Genomic DNA, 2,609 nt, shown 5'->3' with positions numbered 1-2,609 from the left:
GCACCGCCGCCGTCGAGGTGCTCCGCTGCGACGTCGCCGACGAGGCCGCGCTGCGCCGGGCGCTGGACGGGTCGCGCGCCGCGCTGCCGCGGGTGCGCGGGGTGTTCCACGCCGCCGGCCTGCTCGACGACGCCACCGTCGGCACCCTCACCGCCGAGCAGGTGGCCCGGGTGCTGGCGCCCAAGGTGGACGGCGCGCTCGCCCTGGCGGCGGTCACCGTCGACGACCCGCTGGACCTGTTCGTCCTCTTCTCCTCGGCCGCCGCGTTGATCGGCAATGCCGGCCAGGCGGCGTACGGGGCGGCGAACTCCTGGCTGGACGCTTTCGCCGAGGCCCGCCGGCGCGCCGGACGGCCCGCGCTCAGCGTGCAGTGGGGCCCGTTCGGTGACGTCGGGCTGGCCGCCGCCGACGAGAACCGGGGCGCCCGGCTGGCCGAGCGGGGCATGGAGAGCTTCTCCACCTCCGAGGCGTGGCCGGCGCTGCTGCGGATGCTCGGCCGCGATGAGCCGGTGGTCGGGTACGTGCCGCTGAACCTGCGGCGCTGGTTCGACGCGTACCCGGACACCGCCGGGCTGCCGAGCTGGCAGTGGCTGCGCTCGGCGGCCCGGGACGGCGACGCCGCCCACGCGTCGCACGGCTTCCGGGGCACCCTGCTGCAGGTACCGGCCGCCGAGCAGGCCGTCCTGGCCGAGGCGAAGGTGCGCGAGCTGGCCGGCCGGGTGCTCCGGCTGGAGGCCGACCGGGTCGACCGGGAGACCCCGTTCAAGGACCTCGGCCTCGACTCGCTGATGGGCCTGGAGCTGCGCAACCGGCTGGAAGAGGCGTTCGGGCTGCGGCTGTCGCCCACCCTGCTGTGGACGTACGGCAGCGCCCGTGCCCTGGCCGGCGCGCTTTGCGCGCAACTGGCCCGCACCGCCGAGTCGTCCGCCGCCGAACCGGCCGTGCCGGACGGGGCGGACATCGACCGGCCCGTGGCGACCGGCTGACCTCGCCTCAATGCCCGCCCGACCGCATCCGCCCCGAGGAACCGAGGTCATGGACGACACCGACAACGCCGCCGCCAAGCGGCAGGACGCCCAGCTCAAGCGGGCCCTGGCCACCATCCGGACGCTGCGCCGCAAGCTGGACGACCAGGGCGGCGACCAGCCCGTCGCCATCGTCGGTATCGGCTTGCGGCTGCCCGGCGGGATCGACGACACCGAGGCGTACTGGGAGGCGCTGGCGGCCGGCCGGGACCTGGTCGGGCCGATGCCGGTGTCCCGGCAGGGCCCGTTCGCCGCCGAGTGGGCGGAGCTGCCGCAGCGCGGCGGCTTCCTCGACGAGGTGCTCGACTTCGACGCCGACTTCTTCGGCATCAGCCCTCGGGAGGCCCGCGCCCTCGACCCGCAGCACCGGCTCCTGCTCGAGGTCGCCTGGGAGGCGCTGGAGAACGCCGCCGTCCCGGCCGACCACCTCGCCGGCCGCCCCACCGGGCTGTACGTCGGCATCACCGGCCAGGACTACCGGGACTGGCTCCCGGGAGAGCCGGACGCCTACTGGGCCACCGGCAACGGGCACTGCTTCGCGGCCGGCCGGCTCGCGTACAGCCTGGGGCTGACCGGGCCGGCCATGGCGGTCGACACGGCGTGCTCGTCCTCGCTGGTCGCCGTGCACCTCGCCGTCCAGGCGCTGCGTCGCGGCGAGTGCGAGACCGCCATCGCCGCCGGGGTGAACCTGATCCTGTCGCCCCGCTCGACCCGACTGGTCGTGCAGACCCGGTCGCTGGCCCCGGACGGGCTGTGCAAGGCGTTCGACGCCCGGGCCAACGGCTTCACCCGGGGCGAGGGCGCCGGCGCGCTCGTGCTCAAGCCACTCGCCCGCGCGGTCCGCGACGGCGACCGGATCCACGCGGTGATCCGGGGTACGGCGGTCAACCAGGACGGCCGGTCCAGCGGATTCACCGCACCGAACGTGCTCTCCCAGGTGGCCCTCATCGAGGCTGCCCTGGCCGGAGCCGACGCCGGCCCCGCCGACGTCGGCTACGTGGAGGCGCACGGCACCGGTACCGCGCTCGGAGACCCGATCGAGATGGAGGCGCTGGCCACCGTTCTCGGCCGGCGTAACGGGGGCGCGCCCCTCGCGGTCGGCTCGGTCAAGACCAACCTCGGGCACCTGGAGGCCGCGGCCGGGGTGGCCGGCCTGGTCAAGGCGGTGCTCTGCGTCCAGCGGCGGCAGGTGCCGCCGGTGGTGCACCTGCGTACCCTCAACCCGCGGATCGACCTCGGGGGCACCGGGATCGTGGTGCCCGACCGGCTGATCGACTGGGCCGACGGGGCCGGCCGGCTGGCCGGGGTCAGCTCGTTCGGGATGAGCGGCACCAACGCCCACCTGATCCTCGGCGCGGTGACGCCGGACGAGCTGACCGGGAGACCCGCCACGCCGAGTGCTCCGGTGGTCGGCTTCGTGGTCTCCGCCCGGACGTCGGAGGCGCTGCGGGAGCTGGCCGCCGCGTACGCCGGGCGGGTCCGGCGACTGTCGCTCGCGGACTACCCGGCGTTCGCCGCCACCGCCACCGCGGGGCGTAGTCGCCTGCCGGTGGCCGCCTGGATCGCCGCCGCCGACCCGGCCGC

Annotated in this window: 2 protein-coding genes; both read left to right on the top strand. The window is 76.1% G+C overall.

Annotation, left to right across the window (positions count from 1 at the left end):
* The coding region (locus tag AB0I76_RS27345; protein ID WP_357041240.1) for a beta-ketoacyl reductase at nt 1-986 on the top strand (986 nt) is incomplete at its 5' end.
* 49 nt (nt 987-1,035) lie between these two features.
* A partial coding sequence (locus tag AB0I76_RS27340) for a beta-ketoacyl synthase N-terminal-like domain-containing protein (protein ID WP_357041236.1) occupies nt 1,036-2,609 on the top strand: 1,574 nt, incomplete at its 3' end.

The sequence above is a fragment of the Micromonospora sp. NPDC049799 genome (genome assembly GCF_040656655.1).
Lineage (GTDB): Bacteria > Actinomycetota > Actinomycetes > Mycobacteriales > Micromonosporaceae > Micromonospora.
This window is presented reverse-complemented; position numbering and strand designations above follow the sequence as displayed.